21 protein-coding genes are annotated in these 23,173 nt (G+C 62.8%); 4 read left to right on the top strand and 17 right to left on the bottom strand.

What is annotated here, in order from left to right:
- Window positions 1–2 precede the first annotated feature (2 nt).
- From AB4X18_RS14250 to AB4X18_RS14235, 4 genes are all read left to right on the top strand, one after another.
- Complete coding sequence (locus AB4X18_RS14250; protein WP_370400714.1) at window positions 3–1,328, top strand: lyase family protein; 1,326 nt, start codon at window positions 3–5, stop codon at window positions 1,326–1,328.
- Window positions 1,328–2,548, top strand: coding sequence for a TCR/Tet family MFS transporter (locus AB4X18_RS14245; RefSeq protein ID WP_370400713.1), 1,221 nt, complete (start codon window positions 1,328–1,330; stop codon window positions 2,546–2,548). Before AB4X18_RS14250 ends, AB4X18_RS14245 begins: the two co-directional genes overlap by 1 nt.
- A gap of 85 nt (window positions 2,549–2,633) precedes the next feature.
- The gene (locus tag AB4X18_RS14240; protein WP_370400712.1) at window positions 2,634–3,722 is read left to right on the top strand and encodes a zinc-binding dehydrogenase; all 1,089 of its coding nucleotides are present in this window, start codon (window positions 2,634–2,636) and stop codon (window positions 3,720–3,722) included.
- An 86-nt stretch (window positions 3,723–3,808) separates the two neighbouring features.
- Window positions 3,809–5,041, top strand: coding sequence for a mandelate racemase/muconate lactonizing enzyme family protein (locus tag AB4X18_RS14235; protein WP_432816732.1), 1,233 nt, complete (start codon window positions 3,809–3,811; stop codon window positions 5,039–5,041).
- Here AB4X18_RS14235 and AB4X18_RS14230 read toward each other — a convergent pair.
- The 17 genes from AB4X18_RS14230 to AB4X18_RS14150 all read right to left on the bottom strand — a co-directional run bounded on the left by AB4X18_RS14230 (window position 5,038) and on the right by AB4X18_RS14150 (window position 23,172).
- Complete coding sequence (locus tag AB4X18_RS14230) at window positions 5,038–5,730, bottom strand: RraA family protein (protein WP_370400710.1); 693 nt, start codon at window positions 5,728–5,730, stop codon at window positions 5,038–5,040. The two genes, AB4X18_RS14235 and AB4X18_RS14230, sit on opposite strands and share 4 nt — an antisense overlap.
- Window positions 5,727–6,857, bottom strand: coding sequence for a cobalamin-independent methionine synthase II family protein (locus AB4X18_RS14225; protein WP_370400709.1), 1,131 nt, complete (start codon window positions 6,855–6,857; stop codon window positions 5,727–5,729). The genes AB4X18_RS14230 and AB4X18_RS14225 overlap by 4 nt, the downstream gene beginning before the upstream one ends.
- A 29-nt stretch (window positions 6,858–6,886) precedes the next feature.
- Window positions 6,887–7,504, bottom strand: a complete 618-nt coding sequence (locus AB4X18_RS14220; RefSeq protein ID WP_432816731.1) for a hypothetical protein — start codon at window positions 7,502–7,504, stop codon at window positions 6,887–6,889.
- Window positions 7,501–8,484, bottom strand: coding sequence for a hypothetical protein (locus AB4X18_RS14215; RefSeq protein WP_370400707.1), 984 nt, complete (start codon window positions 8,482–8,484; stop codon window positions 7,501–7,503). Before AB4X18_RS14215 ends, AB4X18_RS14220 begins: the two co-directional genes overlap by 4 nt.
- 57 nt (window positions 8,485–8,541) lie before the next feature.
- On the bottom strand, window positions 8,542–9,510 hold the full coding sequence (locus tag AB4X18_RS14210) for a cupin domain-containing protein (protein WP_370400706.1): 969 nt from the start codon (window positions 9,508–9,510) through the stop codon (window positions 8,542–8,544).
- Window positions 9,511–9,652: 142 nt separating this feature from the next.
- Complete coding sequence (locus tag AB4X18_RS14205) at window positions 9,653–10,261, bottom strand: pyridoxamine 5'-phosphate oxidase family protein (RefSeq protein ID WP_370400705.1); 609 nt, start codon at window positions 10,259–10,261, stop codon at window positions 9,653–9,655.
- A 3-nt stretch (window positions 10,262–10,264) separates the two neighbouring features.
- A complete protein-coding gene (locus AB4X18_RS14200) occupies window positions 10,265–11,233 on the bottom strand; it encodes an ester cyclase (RefSeq protein WP_370400704.1) in 969 nt (322 codons plus the stop codon).
- Complete coding sequence (locus AB4X18_RS14195) at window positions 11,230–12,264, bottom strand: LacI family DNA-binding transcriptional regulator (RefSeq protein WP_370400703.1); 1,035 nt, start codon at window positions 12,262–12,264, stop codon at window positions 11,230–11,232. Before AB4X18_RS14195 ends, AB4X18_RS14200 begins: the two co-directional genes overlap by 4 nt.
- Window positions 12,249–13,007 (bottom strand): SDR family NAD(P)-dependent oxidoreductase, encoded by a 759-nt coding sequence (locus AB4X18_RS14190; RefSeq protein WP_370402636.1) that lies wholly within the window; start codon window positions 13,005–13,007, stop codon window positions 12,249–12,251. Before AB4X18_RS14190 ends, AB4X18_RS14195 begins: the two co-directional genes overlap by 16 nt.
- A complete protein-coding gene (locus AB4X18_RS14185; protein ID WP_370400702.1) occupies window positions 13,007–14,053 on the bottom strand; it encodes an ester cyclase in 1,047 nt (348 codons plus the stop codon). The genes AB4X18_RS14190 and AB4X18_RS14185 overlap by 1 nt, the downstream gene beginning before the upstream one ends.
- 67 nt (window positions 14,054–14,120) lie before the next feature.
- Entirely contained in the window at window positions 14,121–15,449 is a 1,329-nt protein-coding gene (gene hisD / locus AB4X18_RS14180) for a histidinol dehydrogenase (protein ID WP_370400701.1), read from the bottom strand.
- 9 nt (window positions 15,450–15,458) lie between these two features.
- A complete protein-coding gene (locus AB4X18_RS14175) occupies window positions 15,459–15,992 on the bottom strand; it encodes an ester cyclase (RefSeq protein WP_370400700.1) in 534 nt (177 codons plus the stop codon).
- Window positions 15,993–16,079: 87 nt separating this feature from the next.
- Window positions 16,080–17,240, bottom strand: a complete 1,161-nt coding sequence (locus AB4X18_RS14170; protein WP_432816730.1) for a carbohydrate ABC transporter permease — start codon at window positions 17,238–17,240, stop codon at window positions 16,080–16,082.
- Window positions 17,240–18,265: a carbohydrate ABC transporter permease gene (locus AB4X18_RS14165; RefSeq protein WP_370400697.1), complete on the bottom strand. Its 1,026-nt coding sequence runs from the start codon at window positions 18,263–18,265 to the stop codon at window positions 17,240–17,242. Before AB4X18_RS14165 ends, AB4X18_RS14170 begins: the two co-directional genes overlap by 1 nt.
- A gap of 144 nt (window positions 18,266–18,409) precedes the next feature.
- Entirely contained in the window at window positions 18,410–19,630 is a 1,221-nt protein-coding gene (locus tag AB4X18_RS14160; RefSeq protein ID WP_370400696.1) for an ABC transporter substrate-binding protein, read from the bottom strand.
- 83 nt (window positions 19,631–19,713) lie between these two features.
- Window positions 19,714–20,769: an ABC transporter ATP-binding protein gene (locus AB4X18_RS14155; protein WP_370400695.1), complete on the bottom strand. Its 1,056-nt coding sequence runs from the start codon at window positions 20,767–20,769 to the stop codon at window positions 19,714–19,716.
- A 213-nt stretch (window positions 20,770–20,982) separates the two neighbouring features.
- Window positions 20,983–23,172, bottom strand: a complete 2,190-nt coding sequence (locus AB4X18_RS14150) for a thiamine pyrophosphate-dependent enzyme (RefSeq protein WP_370400694.1) — start codon at window positions 23,170–23,172, stop codon at window positions 20,983–20,985.
- Window position 23,173: the final 1 nt, after the last annotated feature.

Below are 23,173 nucleotides of genomic sequence, written 5' to 3'. Positions count from 1 at the left end.
CCATGGCCGCGAGCCTTTTTGACAGCCCCCTGCACGCGCAGCTATTTCCCACCGGCGAAACCGGTCGCCTGTTCAGTGACACCGCTGCCATCCGCGCGATGCTGCTGGTGGAAGGAGCGTTGGCGCAGGTGCAGGGCGCGCAGGGCGTGATCCCGGAGTTGAGCGCGGCGGCAATCCACCGCGCGGCGATGGAGGTGCAGATCGACCCCGGCGCATTGGCCGAACCGACAGGGCAGAACGGGGTGAGCGTGCCGGGACTGGTCGCGGCTTTCCGGGCCGAGATGAAAGCACCCGAACATGCCCAATACGTGCACTGGGGGGCCACGTCGCAGGACATCATCGACACCGGATTGATGCTGCGGCTGCGGCAGTCCCTGGCGTTGGCCGAAGCGGACCTGCGGGCGTTGATCAGGACATTGGGGTTACAAGCGGCGGAACACGCCAGCACGCCGATGCCCGCGCGCACCTACGGCCAGCACGCCACGCCGACCACCTGGGGCGCTGTTCTGGCCGGGTTTGGCGCACCACTGATGGATGCGCTGGCGGAACTGGACGATTTGCGCGCGCGCAGTCTGTGGGTCTCGCTTTCGGGTGCTGCGGGCACGGGCAACGCGCTGGGGCCGGAGGCGGCAAAGACCCGCGCGGCACTGGCGAAGGCATTGGGATTGACCGATCCGGGCCGGTCCTGGCACACCGACCGCGCCCCCGTTCTGCGCATTGTCGATTGGCAGGGCCGCGTGATTGCGGCGCTTGCACACCTGGGCCAGACGATCATGGGTCTGTGTGCGACGGATGTGGCTGAAGTGGCCCTGGCCACGGCGGGTGCGTCCTCCACCATGCCGCAAAAGCAAAACCCGGTGGCCGCCTCTGCGCTGGTGGCGCTGGGACATCACGCGACCGGGCTTCAGGCGACCCTGCGCGCGGCCGCGCCCCATCAGCATCAGCGCGACGCGGGGGCGTGGTTCGCCGAATGGCTGAGCCTGCCGCAGCTGGCGCTGAGCCTTGCTGCAGCACTGGCACACGGGCGCGCATTGGCCGAGGGCGTGATGCCCCACCCGGTGCAGATGCACGCGCATCTGGAGGCGCATATGGGACTGATCCACGCCGAAGCGTTGAGTTTCGCATTGGCCCGGATCCTCCCCCGGCCAGAGGCACAGCAGACCACCAAGGTGCTGTGTCAGGAAGCGATGAAGCAGAATGTGCCGCTTGAGACACTTGCGCGGCGGGATTATCCCGATTTGCCTGCCGACCTGTTCGATCCTGCGGCGAACCTTGGCGAGGCCCTCGCAGACGCACAGGCTTTCGCCGCACGGGCCGCAGCGCTCTGATGAACCGGCGGGCGGCAATCGTGTTCATCGTGCTGACGGTAATGATCGACGCGATGGGTATCGGGTTGATGATCCCGGTGATGCCGGATCTCATCCGCGAGGTGAATGGCGGTGATCTGGGCGATGCGGCGCTTTGGGGCGGTGTATTGGCCACCACATTCGCGGTGATGCAGTTCCTGTTCGGCCCGGTTATGGGCGGCCTGTCGGACCGGTTCGGCAGACGGCCCGTGTTGTTGGTATCGCTGGCGGTGATGGCGGCGGATTACGTGGTTTTGGCGCTGGCGGGCAGCATCTGGTTGCTGCTGGCTGCGCGCATCATCGGTGGGATTACCGCCGCGACGCAATCGACCGCGACGGCCTATATGGCGGATATCACGGCGCCGGAGAACCGCACGAAGAACTTCGGCCTGATCGGGGCGGGTTTCGGCGTGGGTTTCATTCTGGGTCCGGTGACGGGTGGGCTGCTGGCCGAATATGGCACGCGCGCGCCCTTCTGGGCCGCAGCGCTGCTGGGCAGTGCCAACCTGATCCTCGGATACGTCGTGCTGCGCGAAACCGTCAGACCCGAAGACCGCCGCAGGTTCGACTGGCGGCGGGCGAACCCCTGGGGCGCGGTGCGGCAGCTGGGGCAGTTACCCGGGGTGCGGCAATTGCTGCTGATCTATTTCCTCTATCACGTGGCTTTCGCCGTTTACCCTTCTGTCTGGGCCTATTTCGGTCAGGAACGCTTTGGTTGGACACCTGCGCTGACGGGCCTGTCGCTGGCGTTGTTCGGGGGCACGATGGCACTGGTGCAGGGCGGGCTGATCGGCCCCTTCCTGCGTCTGGTCGGAGAGCGACGCACGGTACTGAGCGGATATGCCTTTGCCGCACTGGCCTATGGCGGTCTGGCGGTACTGACCTCCGGTCCGGTGGCCCTGGTGCTGACGCCGCTGGCGGCCTTCGCCGGGGTGATCCCGCCTGCGTTGCAGGGGATCATGTCGCGCAGGGTGTCCGGCAATGTGCAAGGCGAATTGCAGGGCGCGCTTACGTCGGCATCGGCGCTTGCGATGATCGCTTCGCCACTGGTGATGACTGCGACCTTTGCGCGGTTTACAGGTGCGGATGCGCCGATCTATCTGCCCGGTGCGCCCTTTCTGCTGGCGCTGGGTCTGACGCTGCTGGGGGCCGCGATTTTCGCCTCACGGCTTGGGGCGGTGCGGGACGTGGACCTCAAGTAAGCGACCGGCCCGCATTTCCACGCTTGTCAGGCGCGGCGCGCTGCGCCACGGTGCCTGCGGAAAACCCAGCCACAGGAGCCGCACCTTGCAGACCATCAAAGCCGCCGTCGCCCATGAATTTGGCGCGCCCCTTGTGATCGAGGACGTGCTGCTGCGCGCGCCCGAAGGCACCGAAGTCGAGGTCACGCTGGACGCCGTGGCGATTTGCCATTCGGACATTTCCTTTGCCGACGGGGGTTGGGGCGGCAGCCTGCCTGCGGTCTACGGGCACGAAGCGGCAGGACGTGTGTCCGCGGTGGGTGCGGGCGTGACGGGTCTTGAGGTCGGCGACAGCGTGGTGGTCACGTTGATCCGGTCCTGCGGGTCCTGTCCCAGTTGCGCAGGCGGCAAGCCGACGATCTGCGAGACACCCTATGATGGCGATTTCGGACCATTGAAGACTGCCGACGGCGGCAAGCTGCATCAGGCGATGGCGTCGGGCGCTTTTGCGGAGAAGGTGGTGGTCGAGGCGTCCCAGGTGGCGCGGATCAGCCACGACATCCCCAAAGAAGCGGCCTGTCTGATCGCCTGCGGGGTGATCACGGGTGTGGGTGCGGTGGTCAATGCCGCCGGGGTGCGCGCAGGTCAGGACGTGGTTGTCATCGGCACGGGTGGCGTGGGTTTGAACGCGATACAGGGCGCGCGGATCGCTGGTGCGCGGCGGATCGTGGCGGTCGATATGACCGAAGAGAAGCTGGAGATTGCCCGGGAGTTTGGCGCGACGGACGGGGTGCTGGCGACGCAGGCCAAGCCGTGGCGCGCCGCCTTGAAGGCAATGGGGCGCGGGGCCGATGCGGTGATTGTCACCGTGGGCGCGATCCCGGCCTACGACGCCGCACCGCGTTACCTGGCCGGGGGCGGCAAGGTGATCATGGTGGGCATGCCCCATTCCGGCGCGATGTCCTCTTATGAACCGGTGACGATGGCTTTCATGGGTCAGGGTATGGTCGGATCGAAAATGGGCGATGTGGTCGTGCAGCGGGATATCCCGTGGATGGTGGATTTGTATCTGCAGGGGCGGTTGAAGCTGGATGAGTTGATTTCGGGGCGCTGGTCGCTGGATCAGATCAATGAAGCGATGGCGGATACGCGCACGGGCGCGGCACGGCGCAATGTGATCTTGTTCGATCGGTAGGGATTTGTTGAGGGTTTCGGGATTTTCGGAGGCTCTGCCTCCGGAGCCTCCGGGTTTTTTGAACCATTTGGAAGGGGCGGGTTGGCGTGAAACTTGATAGCGTGGATGTGATTGTCACCGCACCACCTGCCCCCGGTTGGGGCGGGCGGTACTGGATATTGGTGAAGGTGACGACCGATACCGGCATTGTCGGCTGGGGGGAGTGTTATGCGGCTTCCGTCGGGCCTGAGGCGATGGTCGCGATAATCGAGGATGTGTTCGCGCGCCACATGGCCGGGGAGAACCCCGAGAACATCGAGCTGATGTTCCGGCGGGTCTATTCCTCCGGGTTCACGCAGCGGCCTGATCTGACCGTGATGGGGGCGTTTTCGGGGCTGGAGATTGCCTGCTGGGATATTCTGGGCAAGGACCGGGAGCGGCCTGTTTATGCGTTGCTGGGCGGCTGCATGAACGCGCGGGTGCGGGCCTATACCTATCTCTATCCCCTTGCGCATCATGACGTGAGCGCATTCTGGTCTTCGCCCGAGATGGCGGCGGAGGCGGCAGCGGATTGTGTGGCGCGCGGGTTTACGGCCGTGAAGTTCGACCCGGCGGGGCCCTACACGATGCGTGGCGGGCATATGCCTGCGATGTCGGACATTGCGCAGTCCGTGGCGTTTTGTGCAGCCATTCGGGAGGCTGTGGGGGATCGTGCGGATTTGCTTTTTGGCACCCATGGGCAGTTTTCGACAGCCGGGGCCATTCGGTTGGGGCAAGCGTTGGAGCCGTATTCCCCCCTTTGGTATGAAGAGCCGATACCGCCGGACAATGTGGCGGAGATGGCGAAGGTTGCGGGCGCTGTGCGCATTCCAATAGCCACCGGCGAGCGGCTGACCACCAAGGCGGAGTTCGCGCCGGTGTTGCGGGCGGGAGCGGCGACGATCCTGCAGCCCGCATTGGGGCGTGCGGGTGGCATCTGGGAGATGAAGAAGGTGGCGGCCATGGCAGAGGTTTATAACGCGCAGATGGCGCCGCACCTGTATGCGGGACCCGTGGAATGGGCGGCAAATGTGCATTTTGGCGTGTCGATCCCGAACCTGTTGATGGCCGAGACGATCGAGACGCCGTTTCATGATCAGTTGATCAAGGGCAGTATTCGGGTGGAGGACGGGTTCATCGCCGCGCCCACGGCGCCGGGCCTGGGCATCGAGGTGGATGAGGAACTGGCACGGGCGCATCCCTTTACCGGGGACGGGCTGCATCTGGAGATGCAGGAGGCGCCTTGCGATTATGTCGACGGGAATGCGTTCGAGGGGGGAGCGCCCGCGCCGAAGGGTTAGGTGCGGGAAGCCTCGAAAGCGGCCCAGGCGTCCTCGAATTCCGCGAAGGTGATGCGTTTGCCTTTCGTCGCGTGCAGCACGACCTTTTCGGATTTGAAAAGCTGCGCGATGGCGGCTTCCAGATCGGGCACCACGTCATCGGGGATCACCACCGCGCCGTGGCGGTCGGCGTGCACCAACGCGCCCGGCGTGACGGTCATGCCGTGGATGCGCACCGGTTGGTCGAAGTTCACCACATGCACAAAACCGTGGCTCGGGCCGATGGAGCCAGTGACCACGGGAAAGCCGTCAGGCAGATCGCCGAGATCGCGCATCACGCCATCGGTCAGCGCGCCCGAAAGGCCGAAGGCCTTGTGCACATTCGTGTTGATCTCGCCCCAGTACGCCCCGATGGCGTTGGGCACATCGAGGTCCTGCACCACGGCGACGCCGGGGCGCGGGCCATCGGCCATGTATTTGTAATAGGCCATGCGGCGGGCTTTGATGATGGCGGGGTCTTCGGTGGGCGGGTTCACCGCCTGAATGCGCGCGGTGCGGGCGTAGCCGACCATCGACGCGCCAGGGGCGGAACACTGCATGGTGCCACGGGTGAAGGCATCGAACCCGCGTTTGCCCTGCGCCACTTCGATGGCGTTGCAGACGGTAGGGGTGTCGACGCGTTTGAGTAGAGCGTGCAGGCTGTCGTTCATGCCCGTGCCCCTGCCAGTGCCGCTCCGTCGCGCATGGATTCCAGTTTGGCATAGGCGATTTCTGGGTCCACGGCACCAAAGCCTGCGAAAGTGCCGAAGCCGCAGTCGCTGCCTGCGACCACGCGGTCCGCACCGACGATATCCGTGAAGCGTTCGATGCGTTGGGCGACGACCTCGGGGTGTTCGACGAAATTGGTGGTGGTGTCGACGACGCCGGGGACCAAGACCTTGTCGTCCGAGATGTCGGCGCGGCGGTCACGGAAGACGGTCCATTCGTGGGCGTGGCGGGGGTTGGAGGTTTCAAACAGCACGTAGCGGGATTTTGTCGACATGAGCATGTCGAACACTTTGTCCATGCCGATGTCGCAGACATGCGGCCCTTCGTAGTTGCCCCAGCAGATGTGCAGGCGCACCTTGTCCTGCGGCACGTCGCGCAGGGCGTGGTTGAGCGCTTCGACATGACCGTTCGCGATCTTCAGGAACTCCGCATCGCTGAGGTCATTGAACAGCATGTGGCGCGACAGCGCGAGATCGGGGCAGTCGAGTTGCAGATCGAGGCCCGCGGCGATGATTGTTTCGTATTCCTCCTTCATCGCGTCGGCGAGCGCGGCGAGGTAGGCTTCGCGCGTTTTGTAGTGGTCGTTTTGCAGGAAAAGCGAGATCACGCCGGGGGAGGCTGCGTTCATGAAACCGCGTTCCGCCCCGTGTTCGGCCATGGCGGCCTTGAGGTTGGCGATGTCCTTCATCAGCTCCCCCTGCCCTTTGGATTTCACCTCTCCGGTGCACATGGGCCGCGCGTATTGCGGGGTGCCGCCGTCATCGGCGAGGCGTTTGAGAAAGCTGGGGAACTTCTTGAGATCAGCCGGCGCGTTGCGCGGACTGTCGCCGGAAAAGCCGGTATAGCGGTCCTTGACGTAGGTCGCATAGCTGATCTTGGAGGTTTCCCCATCGCTGACCACGCCGACACCGGCCGCGACCTGGCGCGCGACGGTGGCGGACACGGCGGCGGTCATCGTGGCGTCGAAGGCATCCTGGTCGTAGGGTTTGCCGTGTTCGCGGGCGAAGATGAAATCGACCACCTCCTGCGTGCGGGGGAGGGATCCTGCGTGGGTGGTCAGAACGGTCATGTCTGGTCTTTCCTGCGTTTTGATGGGGTTTAGCGGTAGCCGGTGTTGGCGTCGATCCATGCCGGAAAGGGATCGGGGCCGTCCGGGATCAGGTCCGCTCCGGCGACGGGCACCTGAGCGGCAAAAGTGCGGTGCAGCCAATCCTTGGCGACCGGCGTGTCAGGCCAGGGTGCATCGCTGTATTCCGCATGCGCGGCGGCGGGGTGCTGCGTCAGCACGTCCCTGTCTTCGATGCTGACATAGCCCATCACCAGCAGCCGCACGAAATCGAGCGCGTTGTCCGTCAGCGTGAATGCCGCCCCTTCGGAGCCGCAGAAGACGTATTTCATCCCGCCCGCAGGATCGCGCCACAGGGCCATGTGGCTGCCATCGCCACCGCAGCGGACCAGACAGGCAAGGTCATTGTGCAGGTCATCACGGCCCAGCCAGTGGGTGAAAAAAGTCGGCTCATGAACGAAGGCAACGTGAGACCACAGGGCGGTGATGTCAGCCACCGGTGTGGTGGGCAGAAACGGCGCGTTGGTGGAGGTGTAATGCATCAAGCCGTTCTGATCATCTTCGAGCCAACGCATCAGTGCGATCAGTTCGCTCCCCGGTTCCATATCGCCATCAAGGTTCGCAAGCAGCGTATCGGTGAAGGAGGTCATCGCCGCACCAGCGCTTGTCCGTTCCACACCCAGGGGCGCGCGCAGTTTTCGCCATTCTGGCCGCACAGGGAGAAGGAACCGGTAATCATCAGACCCATGCGGCCATCGGGTTGGCGGGCAAGTGTCGGGGCGGCACCCAGCATCTGTTCGGGATCGGCATAGCCCTTTGAGGACATGAACACATCGACAGAGCAATTGGCCGCACCACAGAACCCCCGGCCCATGGGCGGCGGACACATCACGTGGTTCCAGTCCATCACCACGTCCGGGACGCTGTCCCCGTCAAAGTCACCTGCCAAGAAGGCCTGCGGGTCGATGGTGGCGACCCCTTGGCACAGGCGGTTGGCGTAGGCGATGACCTGTTGCGGGACGGTAAAGTCAGAGGATGTCGGGGCGGCAGGTGCTGCCGCTTGCGGTATGGCGGCGGGGACCGGTCCGAACCATGCGGGCGCCGGGTTGCCCGTGGCCACAAGTGTTGCCGCGCAGTGTTGTTGTGCCTGCGTCAAGGCCACATCAAGGTCCCCCACCGGCACATCCCAGATCGCGTCCTGACCCACCGCCAGCACCAGCCGGGACGCACTACCAAGCGTGCGGTAAAGCGAGTCACCCATCGACAGTTCCACCCACCAGTAGCCGTAGAATTCATCCCGCACCACCGGGGGCAGCTGGTATCCGGTGTCATCGACCCAAAGCGCCATGTCGGTACGGGTCTGCACGCCGGTTTCGGGGATCGTCGGGCCCCAGAATTCGATGCGCATGTTGTAGGGTGCCGTAGGCTGTTCTTCGTGTGCGCCCACCTCGATCAGTGGACGGTTCTGAACTGAACGGACCGTGCAGGCAAACCCCATCGGCAGGTCATCGGCCTGAGCGTACCCGTAGGCATAGCCGCCGTCATCGTCCAGCGCGGCCTGCCAGGTCTGCGCCAGGATGGCGGGCGCTGCGACCAGTGTCAGAAGGATGCTCAACAATCGGATCTTCATATGTGCCACCTCCCTTGACGCCTTGTCATTTTGCCCGCCTGCCCCTTCGTTGCCAAGTCAGCCTTTCCAGGTGGCCCCTGCCATATCATCCGTCGCGACGATATGATAAAGCGCCGCCTCCCCCGTCATCGACGGGATCGCGTTGTGCATCAGGTTCTCGGGCACGGACATTGTATCACCCGGTGCAAGCGTTGCGCTGCCGCCGTCCCAATTCACCCGCCAGTGGCCTTTTACCGGCATGAGCACCGAAGGCCGGTCATGGCTGTGCATATCCTGCGAGGCGCTGGCGCGGGTCAGCAACGCGACCTCAAACCCCGGTTTGTCGCGGATGATCGCCTTTTCCCCGATCACTGGACAGGGGGTGCCGGATTGGGCAATGGCGACCATATCGTGATAGCGCCGGACGTAGCCGCCGACGACCTGCATCGGACTGGGCGTGTCGACCTTTGCAAGCTCGTCCTTCGTCAACACGGGCATCGGTTTCACACCAGAGGGCAGGCTTTCGCCTTTCTTGGTGTCATAAAGCTTGCCATTGTCGCCCAGCACCAGACCATGTGCCTTTGCATCCTCGATCACATGCGGCGCCCAGATCACACCACCGCCCGCGTCATCGCCGCCAAGGATCGCCATGATCATCCCATAATCCGTGCCGATGTTTTCGAACCCGCGGAAAATGTTGGTGGGGATGTTGAAGATATCCCCTTCCTCCATGATCACCTCCCCGGCATCGCCATGTTCGCCCCAGAAGAAGCGCCAGCGGCCCTTGAGAACAAAGAATACCTCTGCCGTGCGGTGGTTGTGCATGGAGTTGCGGCACTTGGGCGGCTGGCCCGCGGCCCCGATGTTGAAGCCATGCGGGATGGCGATGTGCACGTGCTGATCGGGGCTTTCTGATACGCCGCCGCCGATGATGGTGAAGTTTTCCTTTTGATCACTGCCGGGCGTGTGGGCGTCGATGAAGGCGGTCTTGCAGGGTATCAGGTCGCCATAGCGGACGATGCGGGTTTCCATGTCTTGCGGTGTCATTTTCTGTAGGTCCTGAATGAAGGTGTTGGAGAGGTGTGCGGACGCGCATGCGCTCCCTCTCCGGGGGGCCGCAGGTTCAGACGTCTTGTGCGGCAGCTCGCCAGAAAGCCATGGAGCGGGGCGAGCCTCCGCGCACGCTGGGTCATTGCCCTGCCTCCAGCCGTGCCCGCAGGTCGGCGTTTTCCGCCTCCAACCGCTCCAGTTCCGGCCCGATGAAGGCCGCAACCTCGACCGTGTCGAAACGGGGGGTGATGAACTGCGAGCAGTTCCAGTCAAAGGCGGCGATGCGGATGGTCATGATGCGTTCGACACGGCCCTGCCCTTCGGTGTCTAGCAGCGTGGCAAGATCGGACGCGTCACTGGCATTGATCAGCGTCGCATGGCCCTGCAGCTTGAGCCGCGCCTTGCGAGGATAGTCCATCGCAAAAATCGACACACGGTCGTCCCCGGCCAGATTGCCCTTGGTGATCAGCTGCCGGTTGCCGCGATAATCAGCAAAGGCAATCGTACGGTCGTCCAACGCCTTGATGAACCCCACAGGCCCTCCCCGGTGCTGGATATAGGGCCAGCCATCGCTGTTGACGGTCGCGATGTAGATCGACGTGCGGGATGTGAGAAACGCACGTTCGTCTTCGCCGAGCGGCTCATCTCCCTTTTCGGCATAGCGGCGGTCATAGACACCCTTGCTGCCGATGGCGTCCTGTTCGGCGTGCACCGCGTCGGTAAACATGAGGTCTGCGTAGGTTGGCATATCCTACCCCGTTTGCAACAGGATCTGTTTCCAGATCATGGCCTCATCGTATATCACATACTCCCGCCGCAGGCCCCAGGGCCCGAATTCGCCGTGGCAAATGCCCAGGACATAGACCTCCTTGCCCGTGGGCGTGCCGAAACTGCCCCAGCCGTCATGCTTGCCATGCAGCGACCAGCGAAGGGCGGCACGCGGTGGCATCATCGGGTCTTCGCGGCCGATCACATGGTCGATCCGGAAGGTGGCGGAGGGGAAGGAGGCGCGCAGCCCCATCCAGAATTCATCGACGGCGCCGTGGCTGTGACCCTGCACGCCACCGGGATATTCCACCTGCACCGCACGGTCATATTCCGCCGGGATCACCGCCATGTCAGCGCCCATGATCCGTGTCAGTATATCCGCGTATTTCGCCCCCCATGCGTTGTCATTGCCGCGCCCCTTGTACGGACCGGGCTGATCAATGGCGGGCGTCATGGGGCGGACGCAAGCCTCCGGCCCACCTTCGCGCGCGATCAGATCGGCGGCATAGGCCTTTGGCTCCCATCCCATCTGGCGCACGATGGCGCCCTGATCGCGGATCAGCCATTCATCGTTGATCTGGTTGTTGATGGCATGGCAGTCGGCAAGGATACGGTACGTCAGCTTTTTCCCCGTCGCGGCCCCATACATCCCGTCGCCGGTGTGCGTCGCGGTCGACAGCAACCGATGCGAAGACAACATCCCCTCCTCCGGCGTTCCGGACCAGATCACATCCTCGCCCAGCAGCGTCCGGTCGGGGAATTCCGCCAGTGTTGCCATCGTAGCGGCGATCACGTCCTTGTTGCCGATCACAACGGAACCGGGGCTGCGCACCACGATGTCATTGCTGTAGTACTGATGCAGCGTGGCAATGCCACGGTCCTCCCAAATCTCCTTGGTGATGCCGATGATGTAGTCGGGGAAGTCTTTGAACTTGGGGTCAAAACCCTTCATCTGTCTTGTCCTTCAGCGATGCGGGCAGAGCCACGAATGATTAATGGGCCATCAAGGGCCACGTGTTGCGGGGGCGTATCGCCCTCCTCGATCCGGTCCAGCAGAATCCGGACGGTGTGTGCCACCATCTGATTGGCGGGCTGGCGCACGGTGGTCAGATCATAGCTGGGCCAGGCGGACAGTGAAACGTCGTCATAGCCTACGACCGAAACGTCCTGCGGGATGCGCAGGTCAAGTTCATAGCGCAGCACATCCATCACGCCGAAAGCCATATGGTCATTGGCCACAAAGACGGCGTCGGGGCGCGCATCGCCGCCAAACATCTCGCGCGCCGCCGTCCTCGCATCCTCAATCGAGAAGTTGCCAAATCCCCGCGCACAAAGCGACAACCCGTGTTTGGCCAGCCCTGCAACGAAACCCGCCTCCCGCTCAATCTGCGTGGACGCGCCTTCCCATCCGGCGATATGCCCGATGCGCCGGTGCCCGCCCGCCACCAGAAATTCCGCCAGTTTCTGCCCGCCTTCAAAGTTTGCGGAGGTCACGCTGGACAGCGCCATGTCAGGCTGGGAACGGTTGAACAGAACCACCGGGATCCCGATGGCCGCGCAGCGTTGGGTCAGGTCGTTGGACAACCCGACGGAGGCCGCGATGATCCCGTCCACCTGATAATCCAGCAGTTCCTGAATGACGTCTTCCGTCTCTGCCGCGTCATTGGACGCCATGAAAACCAGCAGGTGATAGCCCTGCTCCTGAAGCGATTTCGACAGACGCTCAATCGCTTCGGGGTAGAACTGGTTCTCCAGATAAGCCACCACCAGCCCGATGATCCGGCTGCGCCCGGTGATCAGGCTGCGCGCAATGACATTGGGACGGTAGCCCAGCGCATCGGCGGCCTGCCGCACCTTGTCGGCGGTGGATTTGCTGACGGACGCGCCCGGCGTGAACACGCGGCTGACAGCGGACCGGCTGACGCCTGCCCGTGCTGCCACCTCCAATGCCGTGATCCGCCCGCCCATTATTCCGCCGTCCATCCGCCATCGACCTTCAATGACGTGCCTGTCACCATGGCCGACGCATCGGATGCCAGAAACAGCACCGCGCCCATCATGTCCTCGACCTCCGCCACGCGCGGCAGCTTGATCTTCTCCAGCACCCAGGCCAGCCGATCAGGATCATCAAACGTAGGCTGGGTCAGCGCGGTGCGCACGAAAGTCGGACAAACCGAGTTGATGCGAATGTTCTGTTTGCCCCATTCGATGGCCATCGCCTTGATCATCCCCTCCACCCCGTGTTTGGACGCACAATAAAGCGCGCGGTCGATGCCACCCACATGGCCCATCTGGCTGGAGATATGAATGATCGAACCCGGCTTGCCCGCCTTGAGCAGCGCGGATGCCGCCGCCGCGGACAGGAAATAGGCCCCGCGCAGATTGACAGCCATCACGGTATCATAATCCTGCGCCGTCGTCTCTGTCGCCGCCGAATGGCGCGCAAGGCCAGCAGAATTCACCACCACGTCGAACGGCGCATCGAATACCGCCTCGATCGCGGGCAAATCCGCCTGATCCATCGCCCGCGCCTCCGCCGAGCCGCCCTGCGCCTTCAGCGCGGCGACAGCCTCTTGCAGCACCTCGACCCGGCGCGCGGCACAAACCACATGCGCGCCTGCCTGCGCCAGCGCCGCCGCACAGGCCAGCCCGATGCCGGACGATGCGCCCGTCACCAGCGCGCGCTTGCCCCTGAGATCAAAGGAAGGAGTGCGCGGCAGGTCGATCACAGCGCCCTGCCCGTTTCGGGATCAAAGCCCAACCGCGCCTTGTTGAACTCGCGCATCCGCGCAAGCACATCGACCCCGATCTGATCATACATCTGCAACATATCCACCAATACCCAGTTCTCTCGAATGAGGCCATTCTCCATCCGCCAGAAATCAAGGCTGCGCATCTCGATCTTCTTGCCCGTGGGCGCAATGCCAAGCCAGCCAGAGTGGCTGATCGACTGATACATGTCCGGCCAGCCGGTCACGGCGGCATAGGGACCGTCCCCGAAGAAGTGATACACGATGTCATCTACGTATTGCCCCCGGTCGGGCATCCCGTTGAGAAAGGGGATCTGGTGCCAGTTGCGAAACCCCTCGATCCCGCGCCCGGTGCCGATGCCCGCCGGTCCGTACCAGGTCATGCGCGGATGCCAGAAGCGTTCCATCTCCATGACCTCGGGGCCGCCTTGGGAGGGGTGCCGCTTCATATGCTCCAGCATGTCGACGATATGTTGACAGGACGCCGCGCCCTCCGCAGCATCATGCGGCCCCGGCACCAGACCATCGCAGGTCGCCGGTCCCGGCACATGCCATTCGCGCCCCAATGCGGGTACCATCGGCCATGCGTCCGCCTGCATCATCACCTCGGGCAGATCCCAAAGCGCCTGCATCTCGGTGATCTTGTCTTCTTCAAAACGATAGAATTCATGAAAGCGCATATGCGCAAGGTGCCCGGTTGGCGGAATGTCCAGCCACGGGGCCCGGAACGTGGCCACATAGGACCCGCCGCAGCCCACCCAATCCGCCCACTCTGGCGTGGGTCCGCCCATCACGATCCAGTCGCGCCGCTCCAGATCGGGCCAGGCAGTTGCCAGCGGCGCATAGACCTTGTCCACATAGGCATCGACCCCGACCGTGTCCTCGAAGGGAAAGGCCAACCGAAACACGACATCGGGCGCGCAAACCGCGTGCAACGCCGCCCGCAGCGCCCCCAGATCGAAATCATACATCGCCGCCCGCACAGGCGCGATCAGGTCCTTATGGTGTGTATGCCTGTCCATGGCCCCATCTTTTCTCAAAAAATATCCCGGAGGTTTGGAGGCAGAGCCTCCAAAGATCGCTTGCGATCTACTCCGCCGCTTCCCGCGCGGGCGCTCCTTCCCCATAAGGCACGTTGACCCCACCATAACGCCGAACGCGCACATTGCACTGCTCCGCATGGCCCACGAACCCTTCGAGCATGCACAGCCGCGAGCCATAGGCGCCAATCTCGGCTGCCGCCTCGTCGGTGGTGATCTTCTGGTAGGAATGGGTCTTGAGGTACTTCCCGACCCAAAGCCCGCCCGTGTACCGACCGGCCTTCTTGGTGGGCAGCGTGTGGTTGGTGCCGATCACCTTGTCGCCGTTGGCGACATTGGTGCGCGGGCCAAGGAACAGCGCGCCGTAGCAGGTCATGTTGTCGAGGAACCAATCGTCCCGGTCCGTCATCACCTGCACATGCTCAGATGCGATGTCATCGGCCATCTGCAGCATTTCATCATAGGTATCGCACAGGATCACTTCGCCGTAGTCTTCCCAGCTGACGCGCGCTGTGCCTGCGGTGGGCAGGATTTCCAGCAGGCGGTCGATCTCCACCAGCGTCTCCTCCGCCAGCTTGCGGGAGTTGGTCAGCAGCACGCAAGGAGAGTTATACCCATGCTCCGCCTGCCCCAGTAGGTCAGTGGCGCAGATTTCCGCATCGACGGTGTCATCGGCGATCACCATCGTTTCTGTCGGGCCAGCGAAGAGATCAATCCCGACACGGCCGAAAAGCTGCCGCTTGGCTTCGGCCACGAAGGCGTTGCCGGGACCGACAAGCAGGTGCACCGGATCAATCGTTTCGGTGCCGATGGCCATCGCCCCGACGGCCTGAATGCCGCCCATGACATAGATCTCATGCGCGCCGCCAAGGTGCATCGCGGCGATCACGGCCGGGTTGGGCGCCCCGTTGAAAGGCGGGGTGCAGGCAATGATGCGCGGCACCCCCGCAACCGAAGCCGTGGCCACGGACATATGCGCCGACGCCACCATGGGGAACTTGCCGCCCGGCACGTAGCAGCCCACCGATTGCACCGGAATGTTCTTGTGGCCCAGGATCACACCTGGCTGCATCTCCACTTCGATATCCAGCATCGAATCCCGCTGTGCCTGTGCGAACCTGCGCACGTTTTCCTGCGCGAACTTGAGGTCCTCCATCTCCCGCGGGGTCACTTTCGCAATGAGCGCGTCGATTTCATCTTGTGAGAGCTTGAAGGACGCGGGGGAATAGCTGTCGAATTTCTCCGACAATTCCCGCACGGCGGCGTCGCCGCGTGCTTCGATGTCCTTCAAAGTGGCTTCCACCACACTGCGCGTCTTGGCATCGTCATCGCTGCGCTCCGCATCAGACTTGCCGCGCTTGAGATATTCGATTGTCATTGCTTCACCTCATGTACCATCCGGGCGGGGTGGTGTTTTTTCACCCCGGTCGAAAGCTTCCCAGCCTTCCCCGCCAAACACATCGACGCCCAGCTGTGCCAGCACATGCGGAAAGTCGACCATTACCCAATTGTCTTCGATCTTGCCGTCGGAGACCTTCCAGAAATCCATATACCGGATTTCGATCCTTTTGCCTGTCGGCGCGACCCCCATGAAGGTGCCTGAATGGGTGGCTTCCTGACGGCCGAAGGCCGCGGCCCATTCGCCCATGAAAAGCCGCGCTTCATCCACGCAGACCTTGTCGGAGAACGCAGCCTGAAAAGGCCTTTGCCAGTTGTCCTGAAATGCCTGCAGCCCGGTCTTGGTGCCACAGCCCTGATTCCCGAGCCAGCGGAAGCTGTCGTGAAAGAACGCGCCGATGCCGTCGATGGTGTGATCGTTCAGACCGTCCACCATGCTTTCGATGACACGGCGGGTTTCCCCGGTCTTGCTCATGTCAGTGCCCTTGGTCAGTACAGCTTGTTCGGGGCGGGAACCTTTCATCGGCAGGCCTTTGCGTTTGAGGATCGGACGGGACTGGGGCTAGCCCCAGACCCCACGGGATTTTTCGCCAAAAAGAGCAAGCATCGCTCAGCCCTTCACAGCACCGGCGGTGAGGCCGGAGACGATCTGGCGCTGGAACACCATGACCAGCAGGAACAGGGGCGCGGTGATCGAGACCGCGGCGGCCACCGCTTCGACCTGATCGGTGGTCGTGGTCTCGCGGTTGAAATAGCCCGCAATGGCCGGCACCATCGTCTGGTTCTGAGCATCCAGCAGCAGCGAGGTTACGAGGAAGTCGTTATACGCCAGCAGGAAGGCAAACAGACCCGTGGTGATGACACCCGGCCACATCACCGGCATGATCACGCGGCGAAAGGCCTGAAAATGAGAACAGCCATCCACACGGGCCGCTTCGTCCAGTTCGCTGGGGATGTTCTGAAAGAACGACCGCAGCATCCAGATCGTGAACGGCTGATTGATCGACACCATCACCGCAATCACCGCCCAGGGTTGTCCGTACAATGTGGGCGACAGATCACCGAAGATCGGACGCAGAATTTCGGCGGAGTTGATGAACCAAGGCAGATAGCCCGCCACCAGCACCGAATGCGGCAGCGCGCGAAACACCAGCGCCGCAATCAGCAACCAAAACGCAAGGTCCGAGCCAGAGCGCGCCAAACCGTAGCCTGCCAACGTGCCAACCGTCAGCGATACCGTGACAACACCCGCAGTCACAAACAGCGAATTCAGGAAGTTGCGGTAAAATTCGTTCTCGCCCCAGACCGCCACATAGTGTTGCGTGGTCAGACCCAGAACAGGCTCACCCAGCGGGCCTAGCACGCCATTCAGAGCGCCGAGGATCAGCGGCAGCAGGCCAAAGAACACCAACAGAAAGACCAGCGCATAGACCGCCGCGCCGACCAGCCAGCCCAGCACGATCAAAGCAGGGGGTGAATACTGCGTGACCAATCCGGGCAGCCGCGTAAACGCCCAGCGGATCGCAAAGTACAGCACCACCAGCCCAACCACGATATCAAGGATCGAAAGACCCTCACCACGTGCCAGCGTGGCGGGGCCGACGATCACATCCCACGGGCTGGACGCAAAAGCGTCGCGCGGGGATTTGATGCTCATCACGGCGATCCAGGCGATCGGGAAGGCCGCCAGCAGGCACCAGAACACCAGAAAGGCATTGGATGAAAAGCGCAGTGCGAAGGACTGGCGCATGGCTCTTGAGGTGTTCGACATCAGTGCGCCCCTCCCTTGTGGTCGCGCCAGGTGCGGCGCAGCGGCCAGATCAACAAAAATACAATCCCGATCATGGTCAGCATCGCGCTGGCCGCAGCGCGGCTGATTGCGCGGTTGCCCGCATCATCCGGCGTCAGAAAATCCACCGTGAGCCATTGCAGCGAAATCACATGCGCCTGAGAGCGGAAACCGATGATCTCATCAAACACGCGGTAGCAATCCATCAGGTGAATGAGCGCGATAAAGACAATCAGTGGCATCAGGTGCGGCACGATCACGTGGCGCAACCGCTCGAACCTGCTGGCACCGTCAATCACAGCACTTTCCAGCGTGTCCATATTCACCGTCTGCAGCCCGGCGTAGAAGATGACGAAAGCGAAGGGTGCCACGTGCCAGACCCGGTAGAAATACATCAGCAGTTCAATCGTCCAGGCTTGCGCGAACATGGATATGTTCGTGCCCGACCATTGCTCCATCATGCGGGTGATGATCCCATCCCCCACAAACAACCAGTAGATCGACAGTGACCCGATCACCGGCGTGATGATAAAGGGCAGAAGCGAGACAAAGATCACCGGGCCGCGCAAAGACTTGGCCGCGTTGTTGACCGTGAGCGCAATCAAAAGCCCCACACCGATCACCAGCGGCAGCGTCACCAGCGTAAACATCAGCGTAAAACGCAAGGCTTTCCAGAAATCAATTTGCAGGATATCGCCCAGCCGCCCGGAAGATACCGCGCCCCAAACCTTATCCATCTGCAGTACGTTGCGATAGCTTTGCAGGCCCGTCCATTCCGTCGTGGTCACGGTCTTGCCGTCCTCCCCTATGACCGGAACGGTTTTCTGTTCCGTCACGCAGGTCTGGGTCAGGAAGCCCGGGGTGCAGGTTTCCACCTCGATGTTCTGCATCACCGGCTGGGTGACCTGAAAGCTTTGCATGAAGACCGATATCAGGGGCAAGGCGATGAACAGGAACATCATGAAGACCGAAGGGCCGACGAATGCCGCGAAGGTTTTGAATTTCATCTCTGTTCCTCCCTGGCGGCGCGCGTTTGCGCCCCCTTGGTCTGGCTCTTGGCCTTGGCGGGGGGCCTGTCTGCCCCCGGCGAAACCCAAGTGTTGAATGAAAGGGCGGCTGGCCGGGGAAAACCCGGCCAGCCACTTTGGTACTTACTCGAGCACGCCCGCTTCTTTGGCGGAGGTGACATAGGCCTCTTCGATTGCCACCAGCGTTGCGGCGGCGTCCCGGTCGCCCGTCAGGAACGCAGGCAGTTCATTGCCGAGCGCAGTGTGCATCAGGCCCATCCGGGTGGTGGAGGGGTATGCAGGTGCGGGTGGATTGGCTGTCGCCGTGGCAATAGCGCCCTGCGCAAGGGGGCCGGGCTCATAGCCCTTGATCAGCCAGATGGCGGCGGCGTTGTTGGCCTTGACCATCTCTTCATCCATGCCTTCCATCGCCACGCGGAAGGCGGCGTCCGCTTCCTCGTCAGAGATGTTGGAGGCGATCACGATGCCGTCCCACCACAGGGTCGTGGCGGGCGCGCCGCCTTCGATGGCCATGGGGGCTGCGGCCATCTTGACCTTGCCGACGACCTGGCTTTCGGCCTCATCGTCCATCGCACCGCCACGCGAGGCCCAGAGGTTCGCCATGGCGATCTTGCCCTGCTGGAACTGCTGCTGCACATAAGTGGAATCGCTGACCAGCACTTCGGGGTCGGTGAATTCCAGTGCCGCCTTGAGCGTGGCAAGGGCCGCCATGCCTTCGTCGGAATTCACGGCAGGCGTATTGTCCGCGTTGAAGAACTTGCCGCCGTGGCCGGGGTGCATGTTCACGAATTCCTGCGCCAGGTTCCATCCGGATTTCATCGTCGCACCCAGCGGCACATCGACGACGCCCGCTTCCTTGATCTTGGCCGCCGCGGCATAGACTTCATCCCATGTGGTGGGGGTGTCGATGCCCAGGTCAGCCAGAATATCCTCGCGGTACATCAGGTGCTGCGTGTTCACCATCATGGCGATGGCCATGATCTTGCCGTCGATCTTGATCAACTGGTTGGGCTGCAGGTGCTGGCCATACTTGGCGACCAGATCATCCAGCGGCCGGATGGTGCCCGCGTTCAGCAGCGGTGTGATCGTGCCGTTGGACACGCCGCCGATATGATAAAGCGATGGGTTCGCCTCGAACGCCGCAGGCTGCTTCGTGCGGAATTCCTGATCCAATTCGGCCTGTACGTTGCCGCATTCGGCCATCGCATCGGACACGGCTTTCCAAGCCTCGAACCCGGCCGAGAGCATCTTGACTTCGGTCGTGTTCTCAAACGCACATGCGGCAAACGCGCTGCTGCCCATGAGGCTGACGACACCTGCGAGTGCCAGTTTTCTTAACATCATTTTGCAAACTCCCTGTTGCAGTTTTTGGGGTGCACCTTGCAAGACTGCACCCTTCCTGACCCCCTTGCGGGGACGTTGCGTGATCAGGCGGCGCTGATGCGCTCCCCTGATGCTCTGTCAAACACGTGACAGATCTCTGCGGGTACGTTGAAGGATACGTTGTCCCCGATATCCGCCCTGAATTCCTTATGCGCCTTGACGGAGACCAGTTGCCCCCCTGCCCGCACGGCCAGCATGACCGCGTCGCCCAAAAGCTCGATCGTGTAGATCGGTGCGGTGATCTGGCCCTTGCCATCGTCGGCCACGGCCGCGTCTTCGGCGCGAAAGCCCAGCGTGACCTCCCCATCTGCTGCCGCAAGGCCGCCGATCTGGGCGTTGGTCCCGTTGAAAGTGCCGCCCTGAATGGTACCGTCCATCAGATTCATCGCGGGCGAGCCGATGAAGGAGGCGACAAATGTGTTGGCCGGGTTGTCGTAGATCTCTGTCGGGGTGCCGACCTGCTGGATCTTGCCCTGCTTCATCACCACCACGCGATCGGCCAATGTCATCGCTTCGATCTGGTCATGGGTCACGTAGACGGTGGTAACCTTCAATTCGTGGCTGAGGTTCTTGATCTGGGCGCGCGTGCTGACACGCAGCTTAGCGTCAAGATTGCTGAGCGGTTCATCCATCAGGAAGACGTTGGGTTCGCGCACGATGGCGCGGGCCAGCGCAACGCGCTGGCGCTGACCGCCAGACAATTCCGCTGGTTTACGGTGCAGGAAGTCGTCCAGTTCCACCATCGCCGATGCCCGGCGGACGCGGGCGTCATGCTCCGCGTCGTTGACCTTGCGCACCTTCAGCGGGAAGCGGATGTTTTCATAGACGTTCATGTGGGGGTACAGCCCGTAGGACTGGAACACCATCGCCACATCGCGGTCCTTGGGATCAAGGTCATTGATGATCCTGCCATCAATTGCGATCTCCCCTTCGGTGACGTCCTCCAACCCCGCGATCATCCGCATCGTAGTGGTCTTGCCGCAGCCCGACGGGCCCAGCAGCACCAGAAATTCCTCGTCCGCTATGGTCAGATTGAAGTTATCAACGCCGACAAAGCTTCCCCATCGCTTGTTGATGTTGCGCAGCTGGATCTCGGCCATGCGGTGCCCCCCTCGTGACGTCGCAGAAGTGTTGCGCCTTTACGGTGTGGCAGTTCACGGATCAAAGCAAGGATTTTTTGCACACGTGTGCAAAATCGATGGGGAAGACGGGCTAACCATCGGATTTGGCGGGTTTGTCCGGCAGTTTGCGGGATGCAGCAAATGGTCTGTTTCCCTGTGGCCGCGCACGTATTGCGCCCACAACGATTCGCCTTAGGGGGTGCGATCCGCCAGCAGGTCGAGCGCCCGCGCAACGATCCCTTCGCGAGAAGGAAGCGTCGCGCCATAGGCCTTGCCCGTGGCAATGAAACTGTCCGCCGCTGTCAGCCGTGCAAGGCGTTTTGCGCCTGCCTCAACCAGCATTGCCATCAGCCCTTCGGCCTGTCCACCGGTGTGGCGACACTCATCCACAATGAGCGCGGGACGCTGGCCCACGGCCTGTATCAGCGCATCTTCCGGCAAGGGTGCGAGCCAGCGCAGGTCGATCACCCGCGTCGCGATCCCCTGTGCAGCCAGATCGTGCTGTGCCTGCCGGGACAGGTAGTGACCGTTGCCATAGGTAACTATCGCAAGGTCCGTGCCATCGCCGTGCACACCGACCTGCCCAAGACCGATGCCCCGGTCAGGATCCGGATAACGCCGCATCCAGCCGCCATCACCCGGTTCCAGCAAATCACGCATGGGATACAGCGCGATGGGTTCCAGGAAAACGACCACCCGCTGTTCCTCGCGCGCCAGCCTGTGCGCCTCGCGCAGCATCATCGCTGCTTCTGCCGGATCAGACGGGCAGGCGATGATCACGCCCGGAATGTCGCGAATGACGGCGATGGAGTTGTCGTTGTGGAAATGCCCACCGAACCCCTTCTGATAGCCCAGCGCGGAAATGCGGATGACCATCGGGTTGGTCCATTGCCCGCGGCTGAAGAACGGCAGTGTCGCGGCCTCTCCGCGCAACTGGTCCTCGGCGTTGTGCAGATAGGCGAGGAACTGGATTTCCGGCATCGGGATGAACCCGTTATGTGCCAGACCAATGGCAAGGCCGAGGATGCTTTGTTCATCCAGCAGCGTGTCGATGACGCGGGCGGGGCCGAAGCGGGCGTGCAGCTTTTGCGTCACGCCGTAGTTGCCGCCCTTGCGGCCCACGTCTTCGCCCATCAGCAGGGTTTCGGGATGGGCCAACATCAGGTCATGCAGCGCCCAGTTAATCAGGCGCGACATCGGCTGGGGCTGGTCCATCTGGGCGGCGTCGCCGCCAAAGACCTGGGCGCGTTGTTCGGCGGATGGTCCGTTGGTGGGGGCATGGGTGCGGGGCGGCGGGATCAAGCTGGCCATCACATCGCTTGCCGATTCCAAGCGGGGCGTGTCGGCCATTTCCTTTGCAGCCTCCGCCACGTCATCCAGCGTGTCGGTATAGATCGACAGCACCTCGTCCGCTGAGGCATGGCCCGCCGCAATCAGGCCACGCGCGGAATAAAGCAGCGGATCGTGCGCCTCGTCCGCTTCGACCTCAGCGCGCGGCAGGTACGAGGTCACGACGTCCGGACCTGCATGGCCGTAAAGACGCACGGTGCGCAGATGCAGGAAGGCTGGCTTGCGGTGCGCGCGCACCCAGGCGGCGGCTTCTCGCGCCGCCTTCACAGCCGCGAACATGTCCAGACCGTCCGCTTCGAAGTACTTCAGGCCCGGCCGCGCGGACATGGAAGCCTTGACCCACCCCGTCGGCGTCTTGGTCGAAATGCCGATGCCGTTGTCCTCGCAAACAAACAAAAGCGGAAGCGGAATCCCCTGCACGGCGGTCCAGCCCGCGGCATTGAAGGCACCCTGCGCGGTGGAATGATTCACCGAAGCATCCCCGAACGAACACATCACGATCCCGTCGCGCTGCATGATCGCGTGTTCGGGCCGATTGCGCCGCGCCAGCGTGATGGCATGTGCCGCCCCCACCGCCTTGGGCAGATGGCTGGCGATGGTTGAGGTCTGCGGCGGGATCATCAGCGGGCGCGATCCCAGAACCTTGTGCCGTCCGCCGCTGGTCGGGTCTTCGGACGAGCAGGCGAAGGACAGCAACATATCCCGCATCATCTCCGGCTGACCGGCCTTTTCGGCGCGCGCGATCTGAAACGCGGCATCGCGATAGTGCAGGAAAGCGATGTCATCCACGTGCAGCGCATGGCCCAGCGCCGCCATGCCTTCGTGTCCGGATGATCCGATGGTGTAGAACCCCTGCCCCGCCTTCTGCATCACCCGGCTTTGCAGGTCGAGCGCGCGGGAGAGGACTTGTGCCCGGAAAAGGCCAAGAGCCTCCTCGCCCGTCAGCGCGTCGGTAGGGGTCTTTGAGACGGGAAAGTCCTGCGCCGCGACACGGCGGAGGAAATTTTCATGAACGATACTGACGCGGTCCAAA

The organism is Sulfitobacter rhodophyticola (assembly GCF_041281685.2).
Taxonomy (GTDB): domain Bacteria; phylum Pseudomonadota; class Alphaproteobacteria; order Rhodobacterales; family Rhodobacteraceae; genus Sulfitobacter.
Note: the sequence above shows the minus strand (reverse complement) of the source record. Positions and strands in the feature narration are given on the sequence as shown.

Excerpts from the sequence above, each read along its gene's own strand:
- AB4X18_RS14160 (WP_370400696.1), bottom strand. The coding sequence starts at position 19,630 with ATGATGTTAAGAAAACTGGCACTCGCAGGTGTCGTCAGCCTCATGGGC.
- AB4X18_RS14155 (WP_370400695.1), bottom strand. The coding sequence starts at position 20,769 with ATGGCCGAGATCCAGCTGCGCAACATCAACAAGCGATGGGGAAGCTTT.
- hisD (WP_370400701.1), bottom strand. The coding sequence starts at position 15,449 with ATGACAATCGAATATCTCAAGCGCGGCAAGTCTGATGCGGAGCGCAGC.
- AB4X18_RS14210 (WP_370400706.1), bottom strand. The coding sequence starts at position 9,510 with ATGACACCGCAAGACATGGAAACCCGCATCGTCCGCTATGGCGACCTG.
- AB4X18_RS14185 (WP_370400702.1), bottom strand. The coding sequence starts at position 14,053 with ATGGACAGGCATACACACCATAAGGACCTGATCGCGCCTGTGCGGGCG.
- AB4X18_RS14215 (WP_370400707.1), bottom strand. The coding sequence starts at position 8,484 with ATGAAGATCCGATTGTTGAGCATCCTTCTGACACTGGTCGCAGCGCCC.
- AB4X18_RS14170 (WP_432816730.1), bottom strand. The coding sequence starts at position 17,240 with ATGTCGAACACCTCAAGAGCCATGCGCCAGTCCTTCGCACTGCGCTTT.
- AB4X18_RS14200 (WP_370400704.1), bottom strand. The coding sequence starts at position 11,233 with ATGAAGGGTTTTGACCCCAAGTTCAAAGACTTCCCCGACTACATCATC.
- AB4X18_RS14195 (WP_370400703.1), bottom strand. The coding sequence starts at position 12,264 with ATGGACGGCGGAATAATGGGCGGGCGGATCACGGCATTGGAGGTGGCA.
- AB4X18_RS14225 (WP_370400709.1), bottom strand. The coding sequence starts at position 6,857 with ATGACCGTTCTGACCACCCACGCAGGATCCCTCCCCCGCACGCAGGAG.
- AB4X18_RS14230 (WP_370400710.1), bottom strand. The coding sequence starts at position 5,730 with ATGAACGACAGCCTGCACGCTCTACTCAAACGCGTCGACACCCCTACC.
- AB4X18_RS14220 (WP_432816731.1), bottom strand. The coding sequence starts at position 7,504 with ATGACCTCCTTCACCGATACGCTGCTTGCGAACCTTGATGGCGATATG.
- AB4X18_RS14250 (WP_370400714.1), top strand. The coding sequence starts at position 3 with ATGGCCGCGAGCCTTTTTGACAGCCCCCTGCACGCGCAGCTATTTCCC.
- AB4X18_RS14175 (WP_370400700.1), bottom strand. The coding sequence starts at position 15,992 with ATGAAAGGTTCCCGCCCCGAACAAGCTGTACTGACCAAGGGCACTGAC.
- AB4X18_RS14165 (WP_370400697.1), bottom strand. The coding sequence starts at position 18,265 with ATGAAATTCAAAACCTTCGCGGCATTCGTCGGCCCTTCGGTCTTCATG.
- AB4X18_RS14205 (WP_370400705.1), bottom strand. The coding sequence starts at position 10,261 with ATGCCAACCTACGCAGACCTCATGTTTACCGACGCGGTGCACGCCGAA.
- AB4X18_RS14245 (WP_370400713.1), top strand. The coding sequence starts at position 1,328 with ATGAACCGGCGGGCGGCAATCGTGTTCATCGTGCTGACGGTAATGATC.